Annotated in this window: 18 protein-coding genes; 7 read left to right on the top strand and 11 right to left on the bottom strand. The window is 40.3% G+C overall.

Annotated features, from left to right (window positions below):
* From FRE64_RS07190 to FRE64_RS07170, 5 genes are all read right to left on the bottom strand, one after another.
* Complete coding sequence (locus FRE64_RS07190; protein WP_146295338.1) at nucleotides 1–405, bottom strand: gamma-glutamylcyclotransferase family protein; 405 nt, start codon at nucleotides 403–405, stop codon at nucleotides 1–3.
* The gene (locus FRE64_RS07185) at nucleotides 402–1,343 is read right to left on the bottom strand and encodes a phosphoribulokinase (RefSeq protein ID WP_146295337.1); all 942 of its coding nucleotides are present in this window, start codon (nucleotides 1,341–1,343) and stop codon (nucleotides 402–404) included. Before FRE64_RS07185 ends, FRE64_RS07190 begins: the two co-directional genes overlap by 4 nt.
* Nucleotides 1,344–1,378: 35 nt before the next feature.
* On the bottom strand, nucleotides 1,379–2,374 hold the full coding sequence (dusB, locus tag FRE64_RS07180; protein WP_146295336.1) for a tRNA dihydrouridine synthase DusB: 996 nt from the start codon (nucleotides 2,372–2,374) through the stop codon (nucleotides 1,379–1,381).
* Nucleotides 2,375–2,378: 4 nt separating this feature from the next.
* A complete protein-coding gene (hemH, locus tag FRE64_RS07175; RefSeq protein WP_146295335.1) occupies nucleotides 2,379–3,542 on the bottom strand; it encodes a ferrochelatase in 1,164 nt (387 codons plus the stop codon).
* Nucleotides 3,543–4,247: 705 nt separating this feature from the next.
* On the bottom strand, nucleotides 4,248–4,964 hold the full coding sequence (locus FRE64_RS07170) for an alpha/beta fold hydrolase (RefSeq protein WP_246140408.1): 717 nt from the start codon (nucleotides 4,962–4,964) through the stop codon (nucleotides 4,248–4,250).
* On the opposite strand from FRE64_RS07170, the gene FRE64_RS07165 reads away from it, so the two are divergent.
* Complete coding sequence (locus tag FRE64_RS07165) at nucleotides 4,927–5,925, top strand: zinc-dependent alcohol dehydrogenase family protein (RefSeq protein WP_146295334.1); 999 nt, start codon at nucleotides 4,927–4,929, stop codon at nucleotides 5,923–5,925. The genes FRE64_RS07170 and FRE64_RS07165 overlap by 38 nt on opposite strands.
* 164 nt (nucleotides 5,926–6,089) lie before the next feature.
* Here the strand turns inward: FRE64_RS07165 and FRE64_RS07160 are convergent, their stop codons facing one another.
* The 4 genes from FRE64_RS07160 to FRE64_RS07145 form a co-directional block, all read right to left on the bottom strand.
* Nucleotides 6,090–10,286, bottom strand: coding sequence for a GTPase (locus tag FRE64_RS07160; RefSeq protein WP_146295333.1), 4,197 nt, complete (start codon nucleotides 10,284–10,286; stop codon nucleotides 6,090–6,092).
* Nucleotides 10,287–10,325: 39 nt separating this feature from the next.
* Entirely contained in the window at nucleotides 10,326–10,727 is a 402-nt protein-coding gene (locus FRE64_RS07155) for a hypothetical protein (protein ID WP_146295332.1), read from the bottom strand.
* A gap of 186 nt (nucleotides 10,728–10,913) precedes the next feature.
* Entirely contained in the window at nucleotides 10,914–11,057 is a 144-nt protein-coding gene (locus tag FRE64_RS07150; RefSeq protein ID WP_146295331.1) for a type II toxin-antitoxin system HicA family toxin, read from the bottom strand.
* Between the two features lie 122 nt (nucleotides 11,058–11,179).
* Nucleotides 11,180–11,758, bottom strand: a complete 579-nt coding sequence (locus FRE64_RS07145) for a Uma2 family endonuclease (protein WP_146295330.1) — start codon at nucleotides 11,756–11,758, stop codon at nucleotides 11,180–11,182.
* A 166-nt stretch (nucleotides 11,759–11,924) separates the two neighbouring features.
* Here FRE64_RS07145 and FRE64_RS07140 point away from each other — a divergent pair, with 166 nt between their 5' ends.
* Entirely contained in the window at nucleotides 11,925–13,235 is a 1,311-nt protein-coding gene (locus FRE64_RS07140) for a helix-turn-helix transcriptional regulator (RefSeq protein ID WP_146295329.1), read from the top strand.
* On the opposite strand, the gene crtH is transcribed toward FRE64_RS07140, so the two are convergent.
* The gene (crtH, locus tag FRE64_RS07135) at nucleotides 13,224–14,756 is read right to left on the bottom strand and encodes a carotenoid isomerase (protein WP_146295328.1); all 1,533 of its coding nucleotides are present in this window, start codon (nucleotides 14,754–14,756) and stop codon (nucleotides 13,224–13,226) included. The genes FRE64_RS07140 and crtH overlap by 12 nt on opposite strands.
* A 121-nt stretch (nucleotides 14,757–14,877) precedes the next feature.
* Entirely contained in the window at nucleotides 14,878–16,158 is a 1,281-nt protein-coding gene (gene iscB / locus FRE64_RS07130) for an RNA-guided endonuclease IscB (protein ID WP_146295327.1), read from the bottom strand.
* Between the two features lie 495 nt (nucleotides 16,159–16,653).
* Here iscB and upp point away from each other — a divergent pair, with 495 nt between their 5' ends.
* The 5 genes from upp to FRE64_RS07105 all read left to right on the top strand — a co-directional run bounded on the left by upp (nucleotide 16,654) and on the right by FRE64_RS07105 (nucleotide 19,571).
* Nucleotides 16,654–17,304 carry a uracil phosphoribosyltransferase gene (gene upp / locus FRE64_RS07125; RefSeq protein ID WP_146295326.1) on the top strand — a complete coding sequence of 217 codons (651 nt, stop codon included), beginning with the start codon at nucleotides 16,654–16,656 and terminating at the stop codon, nucleotides 17,302–17,304.
* Between the two features lie 18 nt (nucleotides 17,305–17,322).
* A complete protein-coding gene (locus FRE64_RS07120; protein ID WP_146295325.1) occupies nucleotides 17,323–17,589 on the top strand; it encodes a hypothetical protein in 267 nt (88 codons plus the stop codon).
* Complete coding sequence (locus FRE64_RS07115) at nucleotides 17,586–18,824, top strand: bifunctional folylpolyglutamate synthase/dihydrofolate synthase (protein ID WP_146295324.1); 1,239 nt, start codon at nucleotides 17,586–17,588, stop codon at nucleotides 18,822–18,824. The genes FRE64_RS07120 and FRE64_RS07115 overlap by 4 nt, the downstream gene beginning before the upstream one ends.
* Before the next feature lie 74 nt (nucleotides 18,825–18,898).
* The gene (locus tag FRE64_RS07110; protein WP_146295323.1) at nucleotides 18,899–19,132 is read left to right on the top strand and encodes a hypothetical protein; all 234 of its coding nucleotides are present in this window, start codon (nucleotides 18,899–18,901) and stop codon (nucleotides 19,130–19,132) included.
* The gene (locus tag FRE64_RS07105) at nucleotides 19,116–19,571 is read left to right on the top strand and encodes a type II toxin-antitoxin system VapC family toxin (RefSeq protein WP_146295322.1); all 456 of its coding nucleotides are present in this window, start codon (nucleotides 19,116–19,118) and stop codon (nucleotides 19,569–19,571) included. The genes FRE64_RS07110 and FRE64_RS07105 overlap by 17 nt, the downstream gene beginning before the upstream one ends.
* Nucleotides 19,572–19,658 lie beyond the last annotated feature (87 nt).

Here is a 19,658-nt window from a genome sequence, read left to right as displayed (position 1 = left end):
TTAGACTTGCCTTCCCCAATTTCCTGAAGGTAAAAACATTCCCCCTAATTGTTGGATGCGCTGAAAGTCCATCCGATATCCCCACGCCTCGCCTAGAGGTTCATCTGTTAGAGAATAGACAGTAATCCATTCCCGTTGATACATATTTTCGCTTGGAGGGCGATTGGGATCATAATCTTCGAGATCATCGATCGCGCTTAAAACCGTGTCATCAGCAAGGGTGAGTAAAGCCCCTTTTACCTGAGTATCCCCCCGAGTCATCCCCGGATAACCCACTTTTAAGGCGTAGAGATGACCATAGGTATAAGCAGGGGTAATGTCACTCACTTTCCCCTCACAGTAGCGTTTAAAGTTAGCTTCTCCTGGCTTGAGTGTCCCGTAAACAAAAACTCTTAATGGTGTCACTTTACTTGATAATTATACGATGCTTTCAACATATGATAGGTAACTAGTAATTGAGTTAAAGCAAGGGGATAACTTTGGATGGTTTCTCCTGTGGTTCCAATGACTTTCCCAATTTGAACTTCACTATCAATTTTGCAGAAATCAGCTAAATAGGGAACTTCTGAACAGAGAACTTTTTCCATATCAATTACTTCTTCTTTAGTGGCACTCCCCTTAATTTCTAAAACATCAACAGGCTTGCCCATATCTCGTTCTAATTCTAAGCGCACTGACCCATTTTCGGGTTTATTTTCAAATAAGCGAACTAAATCTGGGTGCGGAATTGTAGGGCGTAAAACCAGGCTGACATTGAGATTGCCATTACTCTCCTCGGCGTGTTCTTTGGGAGGATAGAAACTCACGATGACATCCGCCCATTCTCGTTGTGGACGAATATAGGCTTCAGAATCGGGTTCTCGCTTTTTCAAGGCTTCTAATACTTGTTCCTCAGTATAACTCCGTTTGCGAGTATCTCGTTTAACTTTCCAAGTGGCGCGCAAAGATTCTGGAGGCGCAAGATAAACTTTCACATCAAAAGCATCACGACAGGCTTGGGTATAGTAGCCTAATAACCCTTCTAGAATGACAAACTTTTTCGGTTGAATATACTCAGGAGGATCAAATTTCCCTGTGTCATGATTATAAATGGGCTTGAGAATCGGCTGTCCTCCTCGCAACAAAGCAATATGTTGCTGCATGATATCGAGATAGTTACAGTCTGGATGAAGCGCACTTAAACCCACTTCTTTCCGTTGTTCGCGATCATAGCGGTGATAATCATCAGTGCAAATAACGGTAACGTTTTCTTCCCCTAAAATTTGGGCAATTCCTTTGGTTAAGGTGGTTTTTCCAGCAGCGCTATCACCAACAATTCCCAGAATAATTCGACGTTCAGCCATGATTGATGATATTATTCTTCGTCATAAAGTACCGCTTAATTGTAACTGTTTTCGGGTAAACAGTTAATAGTATGATCTAAAAGAGAAAGTCCTTCTTCTAAAGTTTTGATTTGCGAGAGTTGATCTCTTAATTGTGATGCACTAGGGAATCCTTTAGCGTACCAGGCTAGGTGTTTTCGGGATTGATAAATGCCACGATCGCCGCGATACTCCCATAATCCTTGTAAATGCTCTTTGGCACAAGTTAAAAGCTCTTGTGCTGTTGGTTCAGGACGTTTTTTTCCCGTTTTGAGGAAATAATCAATTTCTCCCACTAAAAAAGGATAGCCTAATGTTCCCCGAGAACACATCACCCCATCAGCGCCCGTTTCTTCTAAGCAACGTATGGCATCATCCACGGAAAAAATATCGCCGTTGGCTATTACGGGAATAGATAAATGATCTTTAACTTTTTTAATCCAATGCCATTGTGCTTTCCCATTATAGCCCTGCGATCGCGTACGACCATGTAAGGTTAACATCTGCGCCCCTGCATCTTCTAACCGTTGGGCAAAGTCTAAAATATTAATTTCCTGTTCATTCCAGCCGATGCGAGTTTTAACCGATACAGGAACATTGACCGCGTTTACTACTGCTTTAACAATCGCTTCTGCGACTTCGGGTTGTCGTAATAGTGATGAACCACCGCCCTTTTTAGTAATTTTATTAACAGGGCATCCCATATTAATATCAACCGTTTGCGCTCCCTCGGCAACGGCTTTTTCTGCGGCTTCTCCCATAAAATCGGGGCGACAATCAAATAATTGAATACTAATTGGATTTTCATTCGGGGCAATATTCATCACTTGCGGTAACTCGCGTAAATGATGAATTTCCTTAGCACTGACCATTTCTGTGTAGAGCATGGATTCAGGGGCATAACGGCGCACTAAGCGACGAAATACCTGATCAGTTACCCCCGATAAGGGAGACTGCAAAACACGACTATTCACTTCTACTGAGCCAATTTTAAGAGGCGTTACTGCTGACATTACCTTAAAGTAATCCGACAAAGTGCAAGGGGCCAGATCCACTAATCAGTTCAATGATTAACGCGATAAAGCCTAACATGGCAAGACGACCATTCCAAACTTCGGCGGTAGTTGTCATTCCCCATTCCCAACGTTCTTGCGGGTACATTTTTAAGTTTTTCTTCAGGGGAGTTACTTCAGAAAAACCGCGATCAGGAGAATTTAGAGCGTTTTCCACACAGTTAGTGAGTGCTTGAATAAAGGTAGAATCAGTATTGAGGGCTGGAACTCGTTGGAAGTTTTCAATGCCAGATTCATACGCCAATTCTCGATACTCAATATCAATTTCTTGTAGGGTTTCAATATGTTCAGAGACAAAACTAATAGGAATCACCAGTAACTGTTTAATTCCTTTCTCTCCTAATTCTACAATCGCTTCTTCTGTATAGGGTTTCAGCCATTCCACTGGGCCAACCCGACTTTGATAGGCAAGAGTATGATCATTAGGACGGTTTAAGGTTTCCATGATTAAACGGGTGCATTCTTCAATTTCGTATTGGTAAGGATCCCCTGCTTCTTCAACATAACTGAGGGGAACACCATGGGCACTGAAAAAGATATGCACTTGATCTGGATTTTCAAATTTATCTAGTTCCGTGGCAATTAAATTTGCCATTGCTTGTAAGTAAGCAGGCTCATCATACCAAGAGGGAATGACTGTGTAGGGAATTTTTTGTAATACCGGGTCTTCGTGCCAAATCCGTTCTAAGACTCGGAAGCTAGAGCCACTGGTACTAATGGAAAATTGAGGATAAAGTGGTAGAATCACCAATTTTTGAGGTTTATCTCGTTTAATCCGCACCACTGCTTCTTCGGTAAACGGATGCCAGTAGCGCATTCCCACATATACCTGCGCTTGGTGTCCTTCGGCTTCTAGCTTAGTTTTAAGAGCTTCTGCTTGTTGTTCTGTAATCCGACGCAGAGGAGAACCGCCACCAATTTCTTTATAGTTTTCTTGAGATTTGCGCGATCGCGCTGTGGAAATAAACCATGCCAATGGCTTCTGTAACCAAGGAATCGGCAAGCGGATAATTTCTGGGTCAGAAAACAAATTATATAAAAAGGGACGAACATCTTCTAGCTCGTCTGGTCCGCCTAAATTGAGAAGTAAAACCCCGACTCGACCCATGATAAATATTGATTGATTAAAGTTAAGTTTTCAGATTCTTTACTAAGTTTAACAATATATTGCTTATTGAGTTTACTTTGCAAGAATTCTTAGAACTTCCCTTAATTAGACTGGTAGCTTGAACCTCTCCTACTATCGCCTCAGCTTAGTGGAAGATTCTTGCTTCAGACTCTTAACTAGATTAGCCCGTAAGCTAACCCCCGTGAGACCGACGGAACTTATAAAGGGCGGAACTAAATTCCGCCTACAGCCCCTTGTCTCCACAAGCATTTTCCAAGGTGCGCTTGCTGATGTGCGGGAAACCCGCGCTCTGGGTTAGACCTAGATTTCTAATCACTTCAGCAGACACAACGTTCCTTGATCCTATGTAATCCCATTTGTAGTTTCTGTTATCGTAAAATCACGGGTTCAAAACCCCGCCATTTATGGCGTTCTGTGTTAAGATGTAAGTGTCTGCGGTTGGAGCGACCGTGACCAAACAGCCCTGTAACGGCGGTCTGTCGGGGATTTAACTCTAAGAGTTAAATCTAGATAAGAGTCTACAAGGGAATCTTCTCGCCTTTAGGCAGAAGAGGCTCAAGTTGATCTTTAAGGAACGACCCAGTACAAACAGGGATTGCAGCCATTTTGCCCCTTTCGAGTTTAATCCCTTGATTTGACTGGATTGTAAGCTCTTTCAGAGGGGGGATCGTTAAAAGTATGGTATTAGCTGATTTTTTGTTTAATTCCCCAAAAATCACGAATGCTATAAATCACTTTTGGAGAAATTCGTAAATCAGCATGAGAAACTCCAGGTATGCAGATGCATTGAGCATAATTAAATTGGGTGGAATTCACAGAAATTGTCCCATCTGTTCTCAAGAAATAGTTACTGCTAATGCTTAGAGTGGGAATTATTTTGGCAATATTTTCTGCTAAAGATTGACGATTTTTAGCTAATGCTTTTGCCACCCCAATTCCTAACCCTAAGGGGTCAATGATTCTAGCTAATTCAGCACCTTTGATAGGACAGGCAATTAACACAAGACTCTCTACTCTTTGCCACCATTCGGGATGATTTTTTAAAATTTCTAACCAAATTAAGCCTCCCATGGAATGTCCAATAATTCTAATGGGTGTATGAGGAAAGTGATTAAGATAATATTGCGCGATCGCGCTAACTTGAGCAATCAGAGGTCGCATGCGCCACCAAGTGCGATAAAACCCCAAATTGGGGGTAATCACCACGGTATTTTCTAACCTTAACCGATTGGCTAAAGTTCGCATAGTAACCGAAGTATCCGCCCAACCATGTTGGGCAAAAAGAAGATAGTCTGGAGAATTCAACATATTGCGAAAAAGATAAAATGTTACCTTGGAGTTTGTTTGATCAGGAGACTTATATATGCGCGCGATCGCGATGACAACTAATGGCAGTCCCAATGTGTTGCAACCTCAAGATGTCATTAGCCCCAAAATTCAAACCTCACAACATATTTTAATTCGTCTTCAGGCAGCGGGAATTAATCCTGTGGATACCAAACTACGTCGCGGAGGCACTTTCTACCCAGAACAACTCCCTGCTATTTTAGGCTGTGATGGAGCAGGTGTAGTAGAACAAGTCGGAAGTGAGGTGAGTCGGTTTCAAGTCGGGGATGAGGTTTATTTCTGTCACGGCGGACTGGGTAAAAAAGGAACTGGGAATTATGCACAATACGCAGTGGTGGATGAACGGTTTGTGGCGAAAAAACCCCAATCTCTCTCTTTTGCTGAAGCAGCAGCAGCCCCATTAGTCTTGATTACTGCTTGGGAAGCCCTATATGATCGCGGACGATTAGAAGCAGGAAGACGGGTATTGGTGCATGCAGGTGCAGGAGGGGTTGGTCATGTAGCAATTCAACTGGCAAAATTAAAAGGGGCAGAAGTTTGTACAACAATTAGCACCCCTGAAAAGGCGCAATTTGTTAAGGATTTAGGAGCGCATCCCATTAATTATCAAGAAACTAATTTTGTGGAAGCAGTCAATGATTGGACAGAGGGAGAAGGCGTAGAGTTAGCTTTTGATACCGTTGGCGGAGACACTCTCGAAGAAACTTTTCCTGCCGTGCAAGTATATGGGGATTTGGTCACAATTTTAAACCCAAGTGACAGTACAAATTGGAAGCAAGCGCGATCGCGCAATCTCCGAATTGGTTTAGAGTTAATGTTAACCCCGCAATTAACCGATAATTTAGAAGCTCAAATTGCCCAAACTCAGATTTTAGAACAATGTTCTCGCCTCATTGATCAAGGGGGATTAACGATTCATCTTCATCAAACCTTTCCCCTAGAAAAAGCAAAAGAAGCCCATAAAATGATCGAAGCAGGTGGTATGACAGGGAAACTTGCCTTGGTGATGAATTAACTGCCACACTATGGGCGCAAGCAAAGCCAACGGCAGGTTCATTGTCCAATTTGCCAAAGCTATCTGGCAACCCATCGCCATTAGCGGTGATAATTTCGAGAAAGCCAAACCAGCCAAAACTGACTTAGGTTGGGTTTGCTTGACTGATAACCCAACCTACAGGGCTATAGAGCTTGGCGAATTTCAGAAAGAATCCCTTTAAGTTCTTGGCGCAAGGTTGTTAATTCCTGTACTTGTTCTTGGTTTTCAGTAATTGTTGCATTGTGGGCTTCTCGCATCTCTTCAATTTTTGTTACTGCTTCATCATACAGTTGTGTTTCTACTTCTCGCCCAATACTTTCAAGTTGGGTTTGTAATTGTTGAGCTAATTCAGTAAATTGACTATTAATCTCTTTACGAGCTTGAGATAATTTTTCACTTTGTTTCTCTTCATCCTTACTGTTTTTAACATCAAGCAGTAATGCACCAGCAGCCAAAGCAGGCCCAGCAAATTTAATCACTTTCGCCGCACCTGCAATCTTGTCAGCAGCTTTGAATGCGCCAAAGGGCTTAAACTTGATGCCAAGAAATTTACCAGCTTGATAAACTGTATCTCTGTGGGCTACTTTCAATAAACCATTAGCAACAAAATCGCTGAAAAAATTTAATTTTTCTATTTTCTTACCGAAATTTTCAAAGTTACTATTTTTCTGCCACCGCTCTGAGGTTTTATTATAATAATAATTATATGTTTCACCAGCATATTGTTGTTGCTGACGTTGATAATTTTTCTGAAAGCCTTGTCCTAAATCTCCCTCTAAAACTTCTTTTAAAGTATTAAATAGAGATTCTTGTGCTTTAATTATCGCTTCTTTTAGTTTTTCCTGAGCATATTCACAATGTTTATCTATATTTTTTTCTACTTTTTCATCTATTTTTTCCCATTCTTTTTCATCTTCAATTTTACCCAATCCTTCAACTAGGGGAGTTGCTTCTTTCTGTACTTTTGAGTAGAGTTCAAGCGCAATTTTTTTAACTTCTATCCAAAAACGTTTTCTTTCTTCCTCAACTCTTTTTGCACAGCGATCGACCAATTCTAAATAAGCAGAATCTTCGGTATCATCCCTTTGTATAGCTAACTCAGCATCACTGATTTTAGATAAAATGATCCGAACTGGCGTATCCAAACGAGCAGTAATTTGCTTCTCTTCTATAAACTGATTCAGTTGTTGAATAAACTCAGAAAAACTACTTAATTCAATTAATAAATTATCTTCTTCATCAATTCCTTCACAGTAGTCTTTTGCATCAATGAAAGACAGTGGAAAAGATTCTAAGGAATAAGGTTCTAGTGCTTTAGCAAGACTCTCTTTATAGTTAGCAATTAACTCCTCTTCTTCTCCTGAAGCCTGAGACATTTTATTAATCACTAACATCATTTTACTAGCATACTCTTGATCATAGGCGAGTTTTTTGAAGTTATCGGCGGTGATATTATCGAACAGCTTACTGGTTAAACAGAAAACTAGCAAATCAGCTTTTTCAATTGCCTCATAAGTAATTTGATCATGATCTTTTCGATCAGTATAAAGTCCAGGAGTGTCAACTATTTTAATTCCATTCCAGTCATACAATGTCGTGGTATCGGTGGCGATATCTGCGTCAATGTAAATGTCTCGTCTTCCTGTTAAAGCAGAAATAATCGTTGATTTTCCTGCACTATACTGTCCAATCAGCGTGATGGTAAGAATCCCATTTTGATAATAGTTATCCAAGTCTTGACGTAACTTTTCATGGATAGCTTTCAGTTGTTCGTCTTCCTGAGAAGATAGAAATTTTTCAAATTGGTTTAAATGAGTTTGAAAGCGTTGGCTAATTTCGTTAACTTCAAATTCAGAATCATAGTGATGATGAGTATTCATAATTTTCTCCTCTGATCGTGGTAACTTTTTTGGGTGTACTAAATAATTCCAGCTAATTTCTCTGAACTGAATCACTACTTTCTCTTGTAAGATTAAGTCAAGTTCTTCTTGAGTGCGAGTGATGGAAACATTTTTTTTAGCTTCAATGGTAATGCTTTTACCAATGTCTCGCGTGACACTAGCCACTTCACGATTAATTGCATCTTGAGTGAGAGTTTCATAGTGTTTTTGACTCCAGTCAATAATCCGTTTTCCATAAGCGCAGTTGAGAGAATTAACTTGTTGGTCTAAGTTAGATTGACTGGTTGTAAGTTGCTGAGAAATCGTTTCTAAACCAGCTACAAGTTGATGAAAATAGGTTTTAACTTCTGTCTTCACTTGGTTACAGTTGTTCCGAAATTCTGCTGTTATTTGATTCGTAACTTCTTTTTCACATTGATTAATTTGCTGTAGTAATGACTTACTTATCTTCTCAACAGCTTCTTTTTTAATCTCAGCTTTAGACTTAAATAAATTCGCAACCAAACCCATAACTATTCCAGTAACTGTCATAACTATTCCTAGAATAAAACCACCTGCAAATAAAAAAGCAAAAGCGCCTGCTACTCCAAAAATGCCACCTAAAAAACGAAAAAAATCTTTGAAGCCAAATCTCTTTTGGTTAGCAAAATCAAAACCTGGTATTCCTCCGAACTCTGCTGTAAACTGTAAATCTTTTCCTAGTTCTTCCAGTAATTGCTTAACTTTATTAATAAAGTTATTCCACTTTTCTTCAGCACTATTTTTTAGTCTTTCTTCCAACTTGATCTCTTTTAAGAGTTTTTCCCATGCTAATTTTTGCTTAGATTCTGACTCATTCCAATGTTCTTCTGCAAACTGAGGGATCGCATCTCTAATTTCCTGAAATAAAGCCTTCATCTCTATTTCTAAGGCTTTCTCTGTTTCTTTGATTGCTTTGTCAATATCCTGCTCTAATTTTTCCTGCTTATGTTGAATTTCCTCTGCTAAAGTGTGATAAGGAGTTGCTTGTTCTTTCGCCCAAGTATCAGCTTCTTCAATGACTTTCACTGTACTTCCTAGCAAGTTTTGAGAACGGCGAATTGCTCCCTGTTCCACTACGGATAAGCGAATTTGATCTAAAAACTTCTCAATTTGACTGGCTTGCCAAAGTTGCTCTTTGTGGTTTTCATGTTTGTCTTGATAGGATAGCTGTGCAGCTAATAGCATTACAGGAACAATAGCAAAATAATCATTTCCATAATACTTTTCTGCATACTCTCGAATGCGATTAATATGTCCTTCCATTTCTTGATCATTAAATAGCCGTTCAGGATTTTCTAGAAAGCATTTTAATTCATATTCTCCCCGCTGTGAGTTACTCAAGTTTTTAAATACATTGAGCAAAATACAAAGCGGTTTTGCATTCTGTTTTAATAGCTTGAGAAACTGAAACTCACTTTCTTGTTGACTGTCGTTAGTGACCACAAAAACGACTAAATCGGCTTTATTGATAATGCTTTGGGCGATTTCTTCGTCAGTTTTTCCATTTGGTGCGCCAATTCCAGGTGTGTCGATGATGCGGATGTTTTTCCATTCATAAACACGGTTGAGGCGAGTGGTGCGTTGTTTTCCAGCCCCGATCGCGCTCCATCCTTGTTCGGTTAAAATTGAATGCAGGGTACTTTTTCCAGCTTTGGTTTTTCCCATGAACGCGATCGTAAAATAATCCAAGTTACTCTTTTTTGCTTCTAGAGAGTCTTGAACTGCAATCAATTTTGTTTTGATTTCGTCTTTGAGATGTTGGATTGTTTCATGCAAAAGATTAATCACTTCTTTAGCCGTTTCTGCTTTGGCTTTCTGATTAATTTGGTTTTGAATATCTGTTAGAGTTTGGTCAAGTTTCTGTTCTAATTCCTTTAGTTTTGCTTCTGTCTTTTCTAACGCCTCTTTCGCAAAGGGATAATCTTCATGGGAGACGATCGCGCTTTGTTTAATTCCGTTTTGATAGTCTGGATCATTCCATAACTGACCTTCTAATTTAGTTGTCTGATGTAAGGTTGTAAAATAGTTTTCTTGAGCCTCTTGAAACTCGTTTGCACTCTGGATAAAATTCTCTAGTTTTTCTGATGACCAATTCCATATTTCCCTTACTTGTTCGAGCATTTGGCGTTCTAATGGGGAGAAATAACCATCAGCAAATGCCATTAAAAGCAAATCTCTCATGACTGCACTTTGTTGTTGAGGAGAAATTTTTTCTGCAACTGTTTCCATTGATAATAAGGACTCATCTTGAGTCAGGATTTTCTCTTTCTCTCTCAGAGTTTCATTATTAATTCCTTTCTTTCCTGCTAATATTTGTAAGTAGTTTAATTCTTTATTGTGAATCTCTCGATCAGCACAAACCAGATGAGTCAGTAATAGAAAGGGATAGTTTAGGGATTGATCGGTTTTAGAGGACATGATTTTACTCCCAGTTGATGATAGATTGATTAGAAAAATTTAACGGACACCATAGCCAAAGCGAAGGGTTAATAATAAAATACTCAGCGCGATCGCGCAGATTGCATAGACGCTGACTTTGATAATTTCTAAAAAGGTTTCGAGAAGTGTGGGCTTTTTCTGTTCAGATACTTGTTGATCATTCCGCCGAAGATACTCTTTCGCTGCGAATAAAGAGGCTTGCTTTCCCCATTTCCCAACTTTTCGACGACGAGATTTTTGATCGGGCTTTTCTTTGATTTCTTGAGGGGTTTCCGAGGCTGTTTGAGCGAGTTTCTCTTCCGTTTCTGGAGAGGTTTTCCCTTGTTGTTGCTTTGGTTTCAAATATTGATTCGCTACGAATAAAGACGCTTTTCCAGCCCATTTCGCTGCTTTCTGACGGCGGGAAGAATTCTGACTCATGGGTTTTTCTCCAAAGTTTGAGCGGATCAGATACCCAGCCCATCTACTATTGTCTTGTGAGAAAAGAAACTCATTTCTGTAACTCCCACCATAGCAGAAAATGACTGAATGATCCTTTAGCTTTTATGTGAGCTATAGTATCTCACTTTAACCTCACTTATCAACCCTAAAAATGAGAGCAACCCCTCACTCATAAAAATACTCAGCTAGTTCTGAAAGCGAAATATATTGACTTGCTTGTTTGAGAATCGCTCGACAAGTTCCTGTATCTAGCTGCTTATGTTTAGGAATGGTTAGAGTCTCTTTACCTGTCTCAATCAAGCGACGCATTTTCACATGATCACCAGTAACAGATGTTGCTCAGGGCGCTACCTTGCTAACTTCGGAAGGTGAAATCATACAATGTTAGATTAATGAAGAGCCATTAATGATTGCAACTGAGGAAAATTATTTCAAAGTTGATTCAGGTCTAAAGATAGTTCAAACCCTGGCAAGATATCTTCTCCTAAAAGAATAGCGGGCATTGATTGCACCTGCACTTGTTCTGATCGCGATCGATAAATTTCAACTTGTCCGTCTTTCGGATTGATTAACCACCCTAACTGTAGCCCAGAAGCTAAGTATTCTTGCATTTTTTCTCGAAGGGGTTGCAAGCGATCGCTGCGGGATCTCAACTCGATCACGAAGTCTGGGCAAAGGGGCGGAAATCCTTCTCTTGCTTCCTGAGTTAAGTTTTCCCAGCGTTGTTTTTCCACCCAAGCTACATCAGGAGCGCGATCGCCTCCATTTGGCAAGCTAAATATCGTCTGAGAGCTAAATACAACACCTAACTGGTTTTTTTCGTTCCAAACCCAGAGTTGAGCGATTAAATTGGCTTCCTGACGACCTCCTTCTCCTCCGATTGGCGACATGGTAATTAATTCCCCTTTTGGCGATCGCTCCATCAAAACATCAGGATTAGCCAAACACAGTTGATAAAACTTTTCTCGGGTGAGATTGACAATTGGGTCTAGATTTAATACTGTTTCCATGTTTATTTATTAGCGGAAAAGATCAACCCTTTTTTTAACAGTAACAGATGTTACCCAGTGCGCTACATTGCCAACTTCACAAGGAGAAGACTAAGAGCGCGATCGGGCTATATCGCGCCTCTCACTCTCACTTTATTCCTAAACAATATGATAAAGTGAGATTAAAATGCAGCGCCAACATTACATTATGGTTATTCCACCAGAATTTTTGAAAAAGTTTACGAAACGGGTGGGGGTCTCTGATAGTGAGTTAGAAGTGCTACTCGATACCCTCGAAGGAGAAGACTTAAGCGCGATCGCGCAGAAATTAGGGATCCAACGTAATGCCCTGCAAAAGCGTCTCGGAGAAGTTTACAAGAAATTTCGCATTGAAGGATCAGGGCCAGGTAAATTTGCCAAGCTACAAAAAATTCTCCTAGAAGAGTATGAGAAATACATTCGCCAAGGAAATCCAGACTCAACCGAGTCTAATCACTTCCAATGGGGAGATGTACCAATTGTAAGCACCTTCTGCGATCGCGCGACAGAACTCACCCAAGCCCAAGAGTTTCTCATTCAAGAGAGATTCCCCTTAGTGGCTGTCTTAGGGATGGCGGGAATGGGAAAAAGTGTGTTTACCGTTCGCTTAGTGGAACAAATTGCAAGTAACTATGATTATGTAATTTGGCGTAACCTTTCCTTGCGTTCTGTTCCCACTTTAGAGAGTCTCCTCACTGATTTAATGAGATGTTTTCAATCATCGCAAGAATCAGATACACCGCCTGTCATTGCAGATTTGATCCAACAATTACAGCGCGATCGCTGTTTAGTGATTCTCGATAACTTTGAAAGCCTATTTCAGCCTCAAAACTTCGCTGGCTACTACCAATCAGGCTATGAAAACTATGGAGAACTTTTAAAACAAATCACTCAAACTCACCATCAAAGCAGTCTCTTACTTCTCAGCCGAGAAACCCCTCTCGAATTAATGTCTTTAACAGGGGGAACTTCCACTACACCCATGATTACTCTCAAAGGCTTAACCAGAGATGGCATTGAACAACTTCTCTCAGAAAAAGGATTGAATTGCCAAGATGATACCATCTTTTCTCAACTCTTAGACCATTACTCAGGTCATCCTGTCGCCATTAATGAACTTGCGATCACCGTTCAAACTTTATTTGCAGGAAACTTTAACGATTTACTGCAAGACAATAGCATATTTGTGGGGGAAATCATGTCTCATTACTTCTCCCAACAACTACAACGTTTATCTCCCTTAGAAAAAGAAGTCATAGAACATTTAGCCTCAGAAAGCTTAACCTTAAAAGAGATTCAAAATAGTTTTTCAGAAAACAAAGACTTATCTTATCTCATGGCAGCCCTAAATTCTTTAAATCGACGTTGCTTATTAGAAAAATTGACTGATAATGACATCACACGATTTACAATCATTCCCAGTCTGAAAAAATATATCAGCTTACAGTTACAATCCTAGATCGACCGCCACGCGATGGGCGCAAGCAAAACCAGAAAATGCAACGGCATTTAAGCCTTGACCGGGAAACGTACTATCTCCCACACAATATAATCCTGAAATTGCCGTTTGATTAAAAGGCATTGCTAATAATCCCATTAATTTTTTCTGGGGAATCGGCCCATAAGTCCCATCATCACGCCCTAAAAATCGTCGATGAGTGCGCGGGGTTCCGACTTCTTGATAGTCTAACCCTTCCTCTAAACCCGGGAAGATTTTTTCTAGGCGTTGAATCACTTTCGCTGCTGTTTCTTCTTTTTTCTGTTCATAATCTTGCGGTGATAATCCTTGCCAATCATCAATCCAATGGGGTGTAAAAGCATGGAAAATATGACAACCTTCTGGGGCTAAACTAGGATCTAATAGAGTGGGAATGGAGAGAAAAATTGTCCCTTCTGGTTCTTCCATTTTTTCCCACTCTTCTAAAAGAATATGATGACAATCGCTATTTTCAGGAACAATTTCAGACTTAACTCCTAAATGAAGGCTTAGAAAACTGGGAGATTTTTGATAACGTTGTTGCCATTTCTGTTCTTTTTTCGGCTTTTGAACCGATAAGAGTTTTTCAAAGGTATCCCACCGAGTCGCATTAGAAATAATCCGTTTTCCTCGATATTCTCTTCCATCAGCTAAACGCACTCCCACCGCTTTATTATTTTCGATAATAATTTCTTTAACTCTGGCTTTATATTCGATTTTACTGCCTTTTTTCTCTAAGCCTTCGACTAACTTTTGGGCAATTTGTCCCACGCCTCCTTTTGGATAATTAATTCCCCCATAATGTCGATCTGAAAAGACCATTCCCGCATTAATCATCGGCGTTTTTTCTGCGGGAACAACTGACCAACAATAACATTCAATATCAATAAATTTTAGTAACGCAGGATCACTAATATAACGGCGGGCAATATCGCCAACATTTTGCGGTAAATATTTCACTAACCCCAGACAAGCAAAGGGATGTTGAAAGAATACTCTCGTTAAATATCTCGGTTCTTCTAGAGAGAGTAATTCCATGGAGTTGAGACAGTTAAAAACTTGCCAACATTCATCATAAAATTTGCGAATGCCCTCTGCTTCATGGGGAAATTGATTAATCAGTTCTTGAATAAATTTTTCGTACTCCCGATGGACTTTAACCTCTAAATTATTCGGAAGATGATAATGAATTTGAACAGGATCAGGAATTGTCTCAAGGGAGGTTTCTACTGCTTCTAAAGCGCGGGTTAATAAGTTCGTTGTGCCTTGTGAACCAAAGCCAAAAATCATGGAAGCCCCCACATCAAAGCGATAGCCTTGACGTTCAAAATAACCAGCACTTCCTCCTGGAATAATGTATCGTTCTAAAACAAGGACATTTGCTCCTTTCGCCGCTAGTTGGGTGGCGGTGACTAAGCCTCCAATTCCTGAACCAATGATAATTGCATCGTAGAGGTGGTCGGTGGTTGCAGTTGGTGACTGCTTAGGGGAAACGGTGGTCATGAACTGTTCTCTAGCTTAACTCTCTTTTCTAGTTTAGTCTCTATTAAAAAAAAGATGGGGGTATTAACAGTAAATAAAATCTTAGACATGATTCCACAAAGTTAGTCATCTCAATCAATTTCTAAGGCTGATGGCGATATTTATAGCCATCTTTACGATGCATTACTTCTGAAACATTAGATAATTTAGTTCCCAGTCTTTTACGACCTTTCGGGTAAATCTCACAGTTTCCATCCGAATAAGGACACAAACGCCCTCTCCATTGACCTTGATTTTTCCCTTTCGGGATATCAACTTTAACAATGTCTCCTGTTTGAAAGCCTTGAATTGGTCTCAAAGGACGATGCTTGATTGGATACCCAAACTTATTAGTTTGGCATTTTTGTCTCCCTCCTGTCCCTGTCGCTGTCACCATTAGTGGTTGATCGGACAAAATGGTTAACCTCTCAACCTCTCCCACACAAGCAGCGTCTAAACAATGTTCTTTTGGTAATCCTAAACGGACTCGATTCATCTTGGTTTGCGCCCCTGTCGCTGTTTTGAGTGAGGAATGTTTTGAGATTACCTCGACAATCTTTTTACGGGTGGCGTTAACTGCTGATGTGTCTTTAAGAGGAGTCTTCGCTTGTTTAAGGACACTCTCAAGGAGAGTTGGTTTCCTTTTCAAGAAATCTTCAATGAGTGTATTGCCTTTCTTTTGATTACACTTCTCACAAGCCAGACCAAGGTTGCTCACTCGGTTACTTCCTCCTTTAGACCGAGGATAGATGTGTTCTACTTGGAGAGGGATACCTTCTTTCTTACAGTAAGTACATTTTCTGTACCACTTTTCGAGGAGGTATTCTCGGACAGTATAGCCTTGCAAGGTTCCTTGCTGATATTCCTGGCCACTAATCTCAGGATTTTCCATCAACTGGGTATCAAACTTAACTCTCTCTATCCAGATTTCTTGAATCGGACAGAACTTGAGCAAGCGTTTCACCCAAGTCTCAGTGGTTTGGACTCTGTGCATTAACGAGGGGGGTAGCCATCCTTCTTTGCGCTTACGGTTTAAGAAACGAGGCTTTCGATAACGAAGTCTTGAACGTCGCTGTCTTCTTAAGGCTCGTCTTTGTTCTAAACGTTTCTTGATTATCCCTCCACGATGCTCTAGTTGCATTCTCCAAACTACTTCTCCTCCCTCGGTAACTAAAGCGAAGCCTGTTACTTGAGAGCCTGGGTCAATTTTCAGGATTAGTGGGTGGACATTTGGCTCAGACACCTCTTGTTTAAGGATGAGAGTGAAAGGAAACAGTCGAAAGACGGCAGCTTTACCAAAAGAAAGCAATTGCCTCGCTCTTTTAGGATGGACTGGTTTTAGTGGTGTTTGGTTTTGGTCAATTACAAACACATAGTTTGACATGGTAGTTAGTGGCTTCTTAAGCCAAGCTGTTATGAACAGTAAAGTTGGCCTCGACAAAGTTAAAAGAGCTTTTTACGGCTAGGACACAGGCTTATCAACCTTTCGCCTTTTGATTAATCCATAGCCCACAGAGCCAAATGCTGGCGTTCACACTTGGGTGTGATGACTCAATTAACGTAGTGTGCCTGATTACAGGTCTTACCACGCTTGTCTGCACGTTCGTCAGCTTATAGCTTTGACCAACCTTAGATAGGTTTGTCTAGGTTTTCACGAACGGCTGGAATCACCCCACCTGCTTCTCAACGAGAGGAGAACACTATCTCTATACTCTAGCTTTATTGAAATAGATTGTCAATATAATTCAGAATTATTTTCAATAAATGGGACGATTGACAATTGGTCAGGGATCATCAACAATGACTTATGGACTATTGGTTGTCGCTCTTACCGATGAGGAATGACTAATAGGTGATTATTAAGGGTTAATTGTGGAAGATGAGCTTTCAACTGCGCGTTTATGTCCCTGACCATCCTCTGATTAAGCATTGGCTAGCGGTGGCGCGAGACAAAAATACTCCCAATGCTTTATTCAAAACAGCGATGACAGAGTTGGGACGTTGGTTAACCTACGAAGCCTCTCGACATTGGTTAGTTACGGCGGAAACTGAGGTGGAAACACCATTAGCCCCTTGTTCAGCGACCATGATTAATCCGCAAGTGAATATTGGGGTAGTTCCGATTTTACGTGCAGGCTTAAGTTTATTAGACGGCGCGCAAACATTACTCCCTCTGTGTTCAGTTTATCATGTGGGGTTAGAGCGTAATGAAGAGACATTAAACCCTAGTTGCTACTTAAATAAACTTCCTGAAAAATTTGATCCCGAAACCCGAGTTTTAGTCTTAGAACCCATGTTAGCCACCGGCGGTTCGATTATGATGGTATTAGAGGAGTTAACTCGTCGGGGGGTTAATCCAGAATTTTTACGGGTTGTTTCAGTGGTGGCTGCCCCACCTGCATTAAAGCAAATTGGTGAAAATTATCCGCAATTAAGAATTTATACAGCGTTTGTGGATGAAGAATTAAACGATCGCGGTTATATTGTTCCAGGTTTGGGCGATGCTGGAGATCGCGCATTTGGAACTTAAGTCAAATAGGAGGTAACTATGAGTGAACGAGATGGATTCAGTGGTGGCTTTTTATTAGGAACGTTAGTTGGTGGTGTCGTGGGAGGCGTAATTGGCGCGATCGCGGCTTCTCGTCAAAAAGAAGCCAATCAGGGCTTAAATTTTAATAGTGAAAATGCCAAAAACGCTGAAGATGACGAAAGTATTGAATCAGCCCGTCGTAGCCTAGAAGATAAAATTAGCCAACTCAACTTTGCCATTGATGATGTTCGTCAGCAACTCGGTGGCGTAAAAAATGAACAATGAAACTTGATGAATTTTTAGCCTCTTTTCAATACTTTGGCGTTAACTTAGGCTTAACTCGTATTCAGAATTTATTGGCTAAATTGGGCAATCCTGAAAAGCAAGTTCCTATCATTCATGTAGCGGGAACAAATGGGAAGGGATCAGTTTGTGCTTATCTTTCCTCTGTGTTAACTGAAGCGGGTTATCGCGTCGGACGTTACACCTCTCCTCATCTTATTAGCTGGACAGAACGCCTTAGTATTAATGAACAGCCTATTACAGAAACCGAATTTCTCAAGGTTTTAGAAAAAGTCAAAGCAGTCATAAATGGGGAAGAAACACCAACCCTGTTTGAAGTAGTGACAGCAGCGGCGTGGCTTTATTTTGCTCAAAATCAAGTAGATGTTGCGGTAATGGAAGTCGGCTTAGGGGGAAGACTGGATGCGACTAATGTTAAACAGGAGGTCATTGCTTCAGTCATTACTCCCGTTAGTTTCGAGCATTGGCAGGCTTTAGGAAATACTCTGGGCAAAATTGCCACCGAAAAAGCAGGGATTCTCAAAGCAAATTGTCCCGCTTTTATTGCCCCCCAAGAGTCACAAGCAGCAACAGTGATTCAACAACGGGCAGATTCCTTGAATTGTCCCACAACTTGGGTGAAACCTGCAACTGGGAGTGAAAGCCCCAACTGGGCAGTTTATAATAACCTTGAATATCCTTTGCCATTATTCGGAGAGGTGCAGTTAACCAATTCAGCACTTGCTATAGCAACTCTGCAATATTTACGACAACAGGGTTGGAATATTTCCTCACAAGCAATTACAGAAGGGATGAGGAAAACACGCTGGCTAGGACGATTACAATGGGTAAACTGGCAAGGACGCTCGTTACTTCTCGATGGGGCGCATAATACGGCAGCGGCAGAGGGGTTACGACAATATGTCGATACATTACCGCAACCCGTAACTTGGATTATGGGTATTTTATCCACGAAGGATCAAAAGAGTATCTTAAACCTGTTATTGCGTCCTGAAGATACCCTTTACACTGTTCCGGTTCCTGACCATAGTACAACGCCTCCTGAAGAGTTGTGTGAAATGCAGCAACAGGTTAAAAACTGTTTTCCTTGTTCGAGTTTAGAAGTTGCCTTAGAAAAGGTGTCTTTTCTTGATCCACAGCCGCCAACGGTCATTTTATGTGGTTCGTTATATTTAGTGGGCTATTTTTTAAGTTTTTATCCCATTTCTAGTAAGTGATAAGTTGCTATAGTATTTATCAAAAGTAGCTGGAGAGTTAATCTAGAATTAATGAACTAAAAGAGGTTAAAGCCATGAGTAATTTTCAAGTAGATTTAACGGGATTAACTCCCGAACAAATTAGTCAAGTCCAAGCATTTATCGAACGTCTTAAACAAAACTCTCAAAACGAAGCCATCCCAGAAACAAGTCAAAAAGATGAAGACGAAAAGTTACAACAGCTTCATCAAGAATTTGATTGGCTAGTTGCCGATATTGGAATAAAAAATTCCTTACATCGGAGTGACATTTATGGCATCAATTCATAAAACACAGACATTTTTAGATACCAATGTTCTAGTTTATTCCATTGACTTAAGTTCAGAAAATCGGGATAAACATCGAGCAGCCTTAGAAACTATCCGACCGAATGAGACAGAAATTCTTTGTATTTCCCCACAAATCTTGGCAGAATTTTATGCTGTTGTAACCAGTTCAAAAAGTATTACGAATCCAATATCTCCCCAAGAAGCTGTCTCACGTATCAAACGGTTCTCCCAAATGCCTAACCTGAGAATCTTGCCACCACCAGAAAATTTAATTGACTATTGGCTCCCATTATTAGAAGAAACTGCAGTTATTGGCGCAGAAGTTTTTGATAGAATCCACTTGGCAACTATGTTAGCTTATCAAATTAAAAGAATTTATACCTTTAATAAAAGTGACTTTAATTGGTACGCTAAAATTCAAGTCATTGTTCCTAACTAATATAATTTTAACCAATACCTATCTCTGGAACTTAAAATTTTACCCCCCCTCATCAGAATTTTAGGAATTCATCGAAAATTTTTGAGG

The sequence above is a fragment of the Euhalothece natronophila Z-M001 genome (genome assembly GCF_007904085.1).
GTDB lineage: Bacteria > Cyanobacteriota > Cyanobacteriia > Cyanobacteriales > Rubidibacteraceae > Halothece > Halothece natronophila.
Note: the sequence above shows the minus strand (reverse complement) of the source record. Positions and strands in the feature narration are given on the sequence as shown.

Excerpts from the sequence above, each read along its gene's own strand:
- FRE64_RS07185 (WP_146295337.1), bottom strand. The coding sequence starts at position 1,343 with ATGGCTGAACGTCGAATTATTCTGGGAATTGTTGGTGATAGCGCTGCT.
- dusB (WP_146295336.1), bottom strand. The coding sequence starts at position 2,374 with ATGTCAGCAGTAACGCCTCTTAAAATTGGCTCAGTAGAAGTGAATAGT.
- hemH (WP_146295335.1), bottom strand. The coding sequence starts at position 3,542 with ATGGGTCGAGTCGGGGTTTTACTTCTCAATTTAGGCGGACCAGACGAG.
- FRE64_RS07165 (WP_146295334.1), top strand. The coding sequence starts at position 4,927 with ATGCGCGCGATCGCGATGACAACTAATGGCAGTCCCAATGTGTTGCAA.
- FRE64_RS07160 (WP_146295333.1), bottom strand. The coding sequence starts at position 10,286 with ATGTCCTCTAAAACCGATCAATCCCTAAACTATCCCTTTCTATTACTG.
- FRE64_RS07155 (WP_146295332.1), bottom strand. The coding sequence starts at position 10,727 with ATGAGTCAGAATTCTTCCCGCCGTCAGAAAGCAGCGAAATGGGCTGGA.
- FRE64_RS07150 (WP_146295331.1), bottom strand. The coding sequence starts at position 11,057 with ATGCGTCGCTTGATTGAGACAGGTAAAGAGACTCTAACCATTCCTAAA.
- FRE64_RS07145 (WP_146295330.1), bottom strand. The coding sequence starts at position 11,758 with ATGGAAACAGTATTAAATCTAGACCCAATTGTCAATCTCACCCGAGAA.
- FRE64_RS07140 (WP_146295329.1), top strand. The coding sequence starts at position 11,925 with ATGCAGCGCCAACATTACATTATGGTTATTCCACCAGAATTTTTGAAA.
- crtH (WP_146295328.1), bottom strand. The coding sequence starts at position 14,756 with ATGACCACCGTTTCCCCTAAGCAGTCACCAACTGCAACCACCGACCAC.
- iscB (WP_146295327.1), bottom strand. The coding sequence starts at position 16,158 with ATGTCAAACTATGTGTTTGTAATTGACCAAAACCAAACACCACTAAAA.
- upp (WP_146295326.1), top strand. The coding sequence starts at position 16,654 with ATGAGCTTTCAACTGCGCGTTTATGTCCCTGACCATCCTCTGATTAAG.
- FRE64_RS07120 (WP_146295325.1), top strand. The coding sequence starts at position 17,323 with ATGAGTGAACGAGATGGATTCAGTGGTGGCTTTTTATTAGGAACGTTA.
- FRE64_RS07115 (WP_146295324.1), top strand. The coding sequence starts at position 17,586 with ATGAAACTTGATGAATTTTTAGCCTCTTTTCAATACTTTGGCGTTAAC.
- FRE64_RS07110 (WP_146295323.1), top strand. The coding sequence starts at position 18,899 with ATGAGTAATTTTCAAGTAGATTTAACGGGATTAACTCCCGAACAAATT.
- FRE64_RS07105 (WP_146295322.1), top strand. The coding sequence starts at position 19,116 with ATGGCATCAATTCATAAAACACAGACATTTTTAGATACCAATGTTCTA.